Here is an 8,913-nt window from a genome sequence, read left to right as displayed (position 1 = left end):
CGCCTCAACTGCCGGAGGCTACTGGCGCCTTTTGTGCGGCTTTTTGCACAGAAGGTGACAGTGGCCGAAGGTCGGGTTGCAGGCGTTTGTTATGGCATTTGACTCACAGGTTTCACAAGCTTGTAGCCGCACTCTATTAAGTGATGATTTACTCCGTGCACAGACTCATCAAATACTTCATCACTCTCATCAAAAGATGCAGCCACAATACCTTGAATATTTCGCTGTTTAGAGATATTCGTCAAAAGTGCATTTACACTTGTGACCCCCATAGAATGCTGACCTGGCTCATCCAAAAGAACTAATCCAGGGTGATTCCCGCCTAACTCTTCTGAAGCCGAATATAATGCTAGTAAGTAAGCCCAGATGAGCCTCACAAAGTCACTTGCTGAAGAATCAGATTTTATATCCGTATTTACTTCTCTCAACTCCAGCCCTGCCAAATATGGAAACAATGTGTCTCTATTTATTTCTATATCTGAAGTTGGCGCACTCTTATAGCCAAAAAGGCTCGCATAGCTTCGGAAATGATTCTGAAATTTATTATATTTCTTGACATCCTCAGCAGATGATTTTCGTTCCGGCAAGCCTGCTAACTCGGCCTTAATATTCCGAAACTCATTGCTGAAATTTACTAGATTACTGACCGAACTGTTTATGATCCTTTCTGCTTTTAAGAGGCTTTCCACTTTAAGTTCAAGTTGTAGTTTAACTCTTAAGTCAGCCTCTTCTGCATTGCCAGATAACCGTATCTGCTTTTTAAAGCTCAAGCATACTGCACGCTTATCAGAAACATTTTCTGAATATTCACGAGCTTGAGACTCTAATTTTGTAATTGTTTTTTCTAACCCTAAAATATACCTAGATACCATCTTTTTCTGACTATCGAGGTACCTTACATTTTCGTCAATACTCATCGGCTGTATAAGGGTATCTGCTAAAAACAAGGAGTCATCTACGTGTTGATGACAAGCCGGACAACTATCAAGCGCAAGGCTCAAACCACTCTCGGCACCAAAATTTTTGAGTTTTTTAGCAATCTTGTTTTTTTCTAAGTCTTTTTCTATTTCTGATCTAAGTGATAAATACTCAGTCAGCCTTGATTTGGAAAGCCGAATCTCCGAATTAGCGGAATCAAGCATAGAAACTAGCTGGTCTAATTCTGCTTTTGAACTCTCATATGCCTCTATCAAATCGATAGAAACATCATCTCTTGTTTTATTCTCAGCCTCGTCAATAGCCTCAATTTTTCTTACCAATTCAACAATGTAATCACTTAGCGCAAAGGTAGCATCTCCAACTTGCTTCGTAATTCTGACTAGTTGTGGGTCAAACATATCGTCTGCTGTGCGTTTAATACCTATCACATTGATAGACTGGTCCTCTTCCAACAATCCAATTTTAACCTTCTCCTCCGACCATTTTGATTGAATATTAGTCAAGTCTGACATCAAAGTTGATTTGAGCCTTTCGTTTTCGAAAACATCCAACCCCAGAATAAATTCAACGATTTTTGTTCTCACATCACGGATAGCATAATAGGGTGTATTAGCTATGTAATCAGTCCACCCTCTCTTTTGCTCAATTAGGAGCGCTGAAAAAATAGTTTGAATATAGAGCTTTACCTCACCACCATTGGCACCAGGAACGAAAGGAAGACTTAAACCGACGAAATTCTCAAGGAATGTAAAATACCCCGATTCAGTGTTCTGTGCTGAGCCTTTATCATGCAAATACTTAGGAGATATATCAAATTCTCGATTTTTTCCCGAAAGATAATCCCCATGTATCACCTCGATTAGTTTCGTATCTTTATCAGTAGAGTTAATGGCTCTTTTTAAAGTTACAACATCACTATTTTTATTTGAGATCTGTAAGTAAACATAAGATGATACTATCCTTATCTTATCCTTCTTTTCACTTTCAACATATTCCTTCAATGCATAAGGCAAGGTCTTTTCACCTTTCCCGCCAAGAATTTCCTCCATGCCAAGAGAATAGATAAGAGAATTAACCAATGTGCTTTTGCCAGAGGAATTATTACCGCGTACAATATTTAATCCAGATTTAAATTCACATTCAAAACCGTATTCACCGCCGGTCGTATTGAGAACTATTTTAAATTTCTCTAGGTGCAAACCAATCATTCCCATTCCCTAATAATATTTTCCACCATACCTTCAGTTATTTTCGAACCTATTGACTGAAGAAAAAAGTAATCATCTTTGAAAGCCATCTCACTATCAATTTCTGAAACGTATTTGGCGCCATCTTGAGTTAACTTATATGAAAGTCCAGACTTACTAATCAGCCCTTCAGCTTCAGCATACTGAAGTGATATATTGACTGCTGGATCAACCCCCCATACCCCAAATAAAATTTGGTTTTGATTCGCCGACTCTAACAACATTTTCTTTCTTATCTCATCTTTCAAAACCCAGCTGAATAAATGTAGTCGAATTAGGCTAGACTTCTTTCCTCGTGATGAGAGATATAATACCAGTAATAGTTGAGTGATTTTATAGATAGGCCTATGCTCAGCCATAAGAGGCATAGGCTTTCTGTGAAATGTAAGTTTACTCATCATTCAATACCTAACGGACACAATGCAATCCATTTAGACGTCATTTGATCAGCTATCCGGTATATCTCTGCCTCTCCTAAAGTAGGTGTTGCCTCACTTAATCTTTGGGCTAATTCGTCTCGAACCTTAGATATCAATTCTTCAGCATCCCCGCGCCAAGTTATACACAACTCTTCTACTTCACTTTCGTACTGATTTATTGCTCTCAACACGTGAAAGTAGATTTCCGAAGCGTTTTTCTCTATTTCTTTTAGGAATGGATCGTTTTTTAGCCATTTATTTGATGTTATGCGATTCAATTTTAGATGCTTTTCTTCATCTAAAACCCCATTGAATGTACAGCGAACTTTATTCTTCTTACTAATATTTTTTTCATATTCTGAGACTTCTTGTTCTTCTGCTTGGCTTTCTAATTCTAATGCGGAAAAAAGAGTGATTTTTTTCCCTTTCGCTGTTTGTATTGCGTTAATTTCCGAGGCAAAATAATCAGCGTCTTGCAGAATAACTTTGAATTCAGGGTCTATAATGGAGAGCCCCCATGTGACAACCTCTACTTGCTTCGTTTGCGCATGACTTAGCAATTTATTGTCGGTGATTAGCGGAGTAACGAAAACCCACTCCCTAATTTTCGTATTACCCATTCGACGAGATATTTCATTTTCGTAGGCTCGAAGCTTCTCAAGGTCCTTAGTTATTTTGTCTCTCTGCTTTTCGTACAATTCTTTTTGAGTGTAGTGGGTATCGGGGCAATAACACTGAAATGCCACGCCGTCTAATTTCGTAAAGCCTTCGATCCCGAAATCACCAGGGGATGCAACCATCTCTTGGTATTGTTGATCTTTATACTTTGATTTGAAAACTAGTTGACACAGGTCTTCCCATGAATCCCCGTCAAAAGTTCCGTATTTAGTCTGGATCATTTATTAATTCCAAAGTCCAATGTGCCTTCTACGCTGTGGCCTGCCATAACGCCCGCAGCACGCGCGGCTTTGTAGTGAAGGCATAGCCGCAACGAAAAAGCCGTCGCTGTGCCTGCGATTGTTAGCCATTCGCCCACTCTCCGGTATGCAATTTTCGATCAATCTCTTTCCTGACTCGCTCGTCTATCTTTGATGAGTGATCGATTGCATCAGATCGATGACCTACATGATGGTAAGCATATCGCTGCGATGCCAGAGGCCATTGCCACTTGCACGAGTCGTTGATGCAGTAGACAAGACGGCCATCATAATCATCAATATTCAATACGGACTTACAGCTTGGACAGCGAGGCGTTAGCTCATCAAACTTGTAGTCAGCTCGGAATTTGTTCGGCGGCATCCACTTCCAGCTCCAGTCAATTCCTAAAATATGGTCACGTGTGTACTTTGTGAAATTTGGCTCCTTGCCTGGACTCAGCCTAGTAATTACCGGGATGAGCAAGATGAGGATAGGAACACCTGTTATGAGGAGCCAAAGCGGTATTGGAACGTCAGCGGTAATAGTGGACCAAAACCATCTCGCACCTATAACAACATATCCCTAGAGTCCAAAGAAAAGCTGTCCTATACCAAGAATAACAGCAAGGATTATTCCCGCAATTACCGAGCTCCAGACGGGATCCTTCCAAACCTTCTTCAAAGCTTGACCTCCAATCTATTGGCTAACGCCCGCAGCACGCGCGGCTTTGTAGTGGAGGCGAAGCCGCAACGGAAAAGCCGTCGCTGTGCCTGCGATTGTTAGCCATTGCGTCTCGACCAAGGGTCTTGAGCCATCCGATCTTCCGACCATCTCTCATCCAATGAAATCGCCAACCCATCAGCGAAAATGGTAAAGCCGTCTTCTTGATATGGTTCAGCCGCCTGATCTAGCAATAGCGATTTTTCACCTTGCAACAGGATTCGTTTTAATACGCGCTCCTTAACCTCTCGGTCTATTCCAATAGTCACTCCGATTTCTGAAAGCTCCCCCGTCTGAAATTTGCGATTTCCTATAAGTCTGCTCTGGCCCCTCTCAGTCGCAATAATGGGCGCGGAATAGTACATATCCATCGCGCTTTCTACATCGAACTGAATATCTGGCACACCTTCATCAAACTCTTCAGGATCGTCTATAGCCCATTCAAGTCTAGGATTAAACGAAGCTTGAATCGCCACCCGAAGGGAAGGGTATTGACCATTTATAGTGCGTAGTTGGCGCGTTTGTAGTTTAGCCGCATGCATCGCTGAGCTGCTGTAACCCCGAGTTCGTCCCTTAGCCTCAGCAACTATCCACTCCCTGTTGCGCCGAAATCCAACTAAATCAGGCTCCGACTTTGCCTTAAGCACGACGGAACCTCCAAGAGCGTGAACCAACGACATATGAAAAAGCCAGGGCGTATCAAGCAAGCGAGCTCCCAATATTTTCGCAGCCATCATGCCCATGAAGTACGAGACCCCACTTTTCTCTGTGGGATCTAAACCGGTATAAAGGCTGCTCTTCTCAACATGGTTTGAGCTAGCCCGCAAGTTCGCGTAGACAGTGTGACTCCGAACGACAAGATCGCTAAGAGAATGCCACCCATGTGACAACAAAAATGCAACGCCAGGCTTTCCCATTGTCATAGCAGCCCACACAAATTCATTCCAACTAAGTGTGAGATTGTGACGACCAGCCAGCGCTGTTCCCCAATGACGACCGAAGTTTGAAGCTGTATATGGAACTACTGGCATATCAAAATCCTTGGCTAACGCCGCCAGCACGCGCGGCTTTGTAGTGAAGGCGAAGCCGCAACGGAAAAGCCGTCGCCGTGCCTGGCCTTGTTATAGCTTGCTGCTGATATATTCAATAGTTAAATCCAACTCTTCAATTAGCCGAGGGTACTGATTTGGAACAGCCACCCACTTTTCTCTGAGGCCTTTGAGCATTCTCTGCGAGTGCGGATAGTAGCGGCTATAGAAACGCAACTCATAAATTGCGGCTGTTTGCCGATCAACATACATGGCACCATTTTCTGAAGGAGGCTCTACCAACTCCTTGACGAGCTTGTGGTATGCCTCAAATTCTTTCCAAAAATGGCTAGCTTTTCTCTCCGCCTGAAATTTGTACGCGCCAAATATGAAGGCAACAGCTGCCCCCAATGCAGAAAGTTGCGTTCCATATACTTTGAATAGTTCGACCAGTGTTTCCATGTGCTACCTATGAGCTATAACGCCAAGCTCACGCGAACGAAAGCGACGGCCGATTTTGTGTAAAATTGAGCGCAGCGAAAACACAAAAACGGGCTAGCGGTAGTTTCGCGTGCAGCGCCTTGTTATTGCAAGAAACAACAAAAAAAGAAAGCTAAAAGCTGCTAACGTGCAGCAAATAAAAAGCCAGGGTTAAAGCCCAAAACCCCGACCTTGGCACACTATTTCTGAGTGGAGCCAACAGAATTCGCCAAACTCAAACCTGAAAAAGCGAGCAGATGGGGCGGTCTGGAAAACCTGCCAAGTACAGCAACGAAGCAACTCAAGCAAAGCCACCACTTGCCGCGCTTGAAAACTGAGCTTTCACTTTTAAACCAGTGAGAGCCGCCCAATAACGAAGGCGCGGCACACTATTCAAAGGCCAAACCTGACGAAACCCTTCTAAAACAGCGCCCCGATCTGCTGCGGCGACCTGCCTACTATCCCGAAACAACCCGCCCCAACCGACGCAACCAAGCCAATGCAATAACGCCCACAACAGGGGCCAAACGGAGTGGAGCCAATTTGCGGTAAAGTGAGCAAAGCGAACCGCAAATTGGCGGAGCGTAGTTTGGTCCCCTGCTTGTGATTGTTAGCTGCATTGCTACAAGTAGTCAAAAAAACGTATCCACCAGGTAATACCAGCTTTTTGTAGCTCAATATTTTTACCATCATATGGCCTATCTAACTCTTTAGCGTCGATAAACGACCAACCCTTTTCACTCACAATGGACTTAATTTCTTGAACAGGATATTTTTCTAAACTATCTGTTAGGCTGTACAACGTGAATAACTTACCATAATTCGAAAACCTCAAAGCAATATCGGGAGTTATGCAAATCACGCCACTAGACCAATACGATGATTGATTTAGAATCCTAAGCTCCTCAATAAAGGACGCATCTTGAACATTACCATCTTTTTCCAACGTAATTCCAAGATCGTTCTCGATCTTTATCCGAATTACTTCAATTTCTTCGGATAGTTCATGCCAAGGAAAGTTCTCCCAGTCATTTTCTGACACTTCGAATCCAGTAGCATCATCTGCTTCAATATAGATTTTTTGCATACCGCGATCCTTAATGGCAGCTAACGCCGTGCTCTGCGGCAATTTTGGAGCACAGCGGAAAAATTGTCCGTCAGCGGCACTTTGTTATGCTGTTTCCATATCGTTGCCGCCGCCATCTGATAATTGAATTACTTCAAGAGAACCTTCAAAAAAGTTGGAATACTTAGAGTTTCTTGTGACAAAAACAACCAAGTTAAACTTTGCCCTTGTGAGGCCAACGTAAACCAACTCCGCATTATCCTGCTCATTAACAATCAAAAAAACAGTTGGTGACTCATATCCCTTAAAACTATGTATTGTCGATATTTTTAAAACACCACTATTAAGGTTAAATCCATACTTTTTATTACTTCTTATTTTGTCAATTTCACTACGATCTACCCGTGAAGAATCATGAGCTTCTTTGGTTTCAAATGTTGTCAAAGTTCTTTCGTTGAAATTTGGATTTTTTCTTATCAAAAAGTCGATTTCCCGCATTTGAGAAATGCTGGATGAAAGAATAACCATGTCATTTGGGTGAATAGACTCACGCTTTGCGACAGAAAAAACATAATTAACAATTGAGATAATATCGCCTGCATCAATCACTACACATTGATTTACCCCAACTCCTAACAGTGCGGGCTGCATCGCCTCAGAAAAATCGAGTTCGTAACGATCACTAAAAAATGCTTCTTGAAATTTTTTTGCAACATCTAATATGTGTGAGTCTTCTTTATAACGAAAAGATTTAGACAGCTTATTCCAGCGACCAAAACCTTGAACTACTTTTGTTGTATTTTCTTCATCAATTTCCCTTTCATAAATATTCTGTTTCTCATCGCCAAAAAGAACCATTTCGCCTTGGTCAGATAAGAAATATTTACGTATTATCTTTATCCACTCAGGTTTATAGTCTTGAATTTCATCGACCAATATTGTGTCGAATTTTTCTTCAATTTTACAATTTTCAAAAATATTTTCATTTGAGTAATACTCCGAATCTAGGTAAGCACTGCCCCTTTCCTTATTATTTTTTATTTCCTCAGGAACACTTACATCTACTCCATATTTACTGAGTGCTGCACTCATAAACCTATGGTAGTTAATAATGCCAAAAGCCCCCCAGGAAAAATCACTTCTCACTTCATTTATTTTGTCTTTAATGTACATCCGAAGAGTAAGATTAAACGTGAGTATAAGAACGTTACCACCATGTCTCGAATGTGCATTTACCGCCCTTTTCGCCAGTACGGTAGTTTTTCCTGATCCTGCAATCCCTTTAATTTTTTCTCGCTTGCCCTGCTCACTGGTTACGAGCCTGTCTTGCACCTTAGTGTATTCGATTTCTTTCCCTTCATTGAGATAATGATAAGGAGGCTGCAAATACCTTAAGAAAGCTTCGTGGATTGATGCAGGGTATATGTCACTCTTCTTGGAAAGTGGAAATTTTATTTTCATCAACTGATCTTTGGTAACTGAATGCTGATACAAATCCCTTTCAAACTTTTTTATTTTTGAGTTAAGCCATTCTCTCTTTCGCTCATATTTGTCATGGTCTATTGGGTTTTCAGAATATGCATTATTATGCTCTCTGAGCATGTTCTTCAATTCGTCCATTCGGGGAGAGAAAAATTTTTGAATTGAATCTTTATTCTCGCCATGGAAATAAACGTAACAAGATATCACCTTGTAAAAATTCTTGTTATTTAAGTTCTTTTCTAAAAGCCCATTAATATGAAGATCGAACATATTTTTTTTGTAACCAAAAACTTGAGCGAACGGTGATCGTATTACCGACCCATTGTTATTTACATGCCATTTGTTGTTTTCATCCAAATGATAAAAGGACAAATCCCAGTCTTTTACTTCGATTATGATTACACCCATGATCGGGTGAATAATTATGATGTCAGGTCTTTCACCGTTAAAAAATGGCTGAAAGTATATCTCCACTTCCGTATCGAAATTCTGCGACAGCTCATTTAGAAGAAATAACTCACCCTCAGTCGGCTTCTGCTTGCTTTTCTTGATGACTTCAATGCTTGGGAATATCTTAGCCATACAACCTCAGTTTGACTGAACTACTTTGAGCA

The 8,913-nt window shown here is 41.4% G+C and carries 7 protein-coding genes; all 7 read right to left on the bottom strand.

Annotated features, from left to right (window positions below):
* Window positions 1-89: 89 nt before the first annotated feature.
* A complete protein-coding gene (locus V6U78_RS12510) occupies window positions 90-2,147 on the bottom strand; it encodes an AAA family ATPase (protein ID WP_405341484.1) in 2,058 nt (685 codons plus the stop codon).
* Entirely contained in the window at window positions 2,144-2,587 is a 444-nt protein-coding gene (locus V6U78_RS12505) for a hypothetical protein (protein ID WP_019933716.1), read from the bottom strand. Before V6U78_RS12505 ends, V6U78_RS12510 begins: the two co-directional genes overlap by 4 nt.
* The gene (locus tag V6U78_RS12500) at window positions 2,584-3,504 is read right to left on the bottom strand and encodes a hypothetical protein (protein WP_405341481.1); all 921 of its coding nucleotides are present in this window, start codon (window positions 3,502-3,504) and stop codon (window positions 2,584-2,586) included. Before V6U78_RS12500 ends, V6U78_RS12505 begins: the two co-directional genes overlap by 4 nt.
* A gap of 798 nt (window positions 3,505-4,302) precedes the next feature.
* Entirely contained in the window at window positions 4,303-5,274 is a 972-nt protein-coding gene (locus tag V6U78_RS12495; RefSeq protein WP_157808995.1) for a hypothetical protein, read from the bottom strand.
* A 90-nt stretch (window positions 5,275-5,364) separates the two neighbouring features.
* The gene (locus V6U78_RS12490) at window positions 5,365-5,733 is read right to left on the bottom strand and encodes a hypothetical protein (RefSeq protein ID WP_405341478.1); all 369 of its coding nucleotides are present in this window, start codon (window positions 5,731-5,733) and stop codon (window positions 5,365-5,367) included.
* Window positions 5,734-6,373: 640 nt separating this feature from the next.
* Window positions 6,374-6,838: a hypothetical protein gene (locus V6U78_RS12485; protein ID WP_405341475.1), complete on the bottom strand. Its 465-nt coding sequence runs from the start codon at window positions 6,836-6,838 to the stop codon at window positions 6,374-6,376.
* A gap of 84 nt (window positions 6,839-6,922) precedes the next feature.
* Window positions 6,923-8,881: a nuclease-related domain-containing DEAD/DEAH box helicase gene (locus tag V6U78_RS12480; protein ID WP_405341472.1), complete on the bottom strand. Its 1,959-nt coding sequence runs from the start codon at window positions 8,879-8,881 to the stop codon at window positions 6,923-6,925.
* Between the last annotated feature and the right edge of the window lie 32 nt (window positions 8,882-8,913).

Source organism: Marinospirillum alkalitolerans, assembly GCF_045055655.1.
Classification (GTDB): Bacteria; Pseudomonadota; Gammaproteobacteria; order Pseudomonadales; family Halomonadaceae; genus Marinospirillum; species Marinospirillum alkalitolerans.
Note: the sequence above shows the minus strand (reverse complement) of the source record. Positions and strands in the feature narration are given on the sequence as shown.

Coding starts and splice junctions, on each gene's coding strand:
- V6U78_RS12480 (WP_405341472.1), bottom strand. CDS start 8,881: ATGGCTAAGATATTCCCAAGCATTGAAGTCATCAAGAAAAGCAAGCAG.
- V6U78_RS12500 (WP_405341481.1), bottom strand. CDS start 3,504: ATGATCCAGACTAAATACGGAACTTTTGACGGGGATTCATGGGAAGAC.
- V6U78_RS12490 (WP_405341478.1), bottom strand. CDS start 5,733: ATGGAAACACTGGTCGAACTATTCAAAGTATATGGAACGCAACTTTCT.
- V6U78_RS12510 (WP_405341484.1), bottom strand. CDS start 2,147: ATGATTGGTTTGCACCTAGAGAAATTTAAAATAGTTCTCAATACGACC.
- V6U78_RS12505 (WP_019933716.1), bottom strand. CDS start 2,587: ATGATGAGTAAACTTACATTTCACAGAAAGCCTATGCCTCTTATGGCT.
- V6U78_RS12485 (WP_405341475.1), bottom strand. CDS start 6,838: ATGCAAAAAATCTATATTGAAGCAGATGATGCTACTGGATTCGAAGTG.
- V6U78_RS12495 (WP_157808995.1), bottom strand. CDS start 5,274: ATGCCAGTAGTTCCATATACAGCTTCAAACTTCGGTCGTCATTGGGGA.